Raw genomic sequence first — 251 nt, 5'->3', positions numbered from 1 at the left:
ACCGGCGTCTTCGACATCCCGTTCCTGTTCCGTGACCTTGCCCACGCCCGCGCCGTGCTCGACGGCCCGATCGGCCAGGAAATCCTGGCCAAGTTCGACGATGTCGGCCTCGTCGCACTTGCCTGGGGCGAGCAGGGCTTCCGCCACATCACCAACAACCGCAACGCCATTGCAGGGCCTGCCGACGTCGCCGGCCTGAAGCTGCGCACGATGGAAAACCCGACCCACATCACCGCCTTCGAGGCGCTGGG

At 66.9% G+C, this 251-nt stretch carries 1 protein-coding gene; it reads left to right on the top strand.

Translation table 11 applies throughout. The annotated features are described in order from the left end of the window. On the top strand, window positions 1-251 hold a 251-nt coding region (dctP, locus tag V1479_RS26155; protein WP_368805383.1), incomplete at both ends, for a TRAP transporter substrate-binding protein DctP.

It is taken from the genome of Neoaquamicrobium sediminum (genome assembly GCF_040970315.1).
Taxonomy (GTDB): domain Bacteria; phylum Pseudomonadota; class Alphaproteobacteria; order Rhizobiales; family Rhizobiaceae; genus Aerobium; species Aerobium sediminum.
Note: the sequence above shows the minus strand (reverse complement) of the source record. Positions and strands in the feature narration are given on the sequence as shown.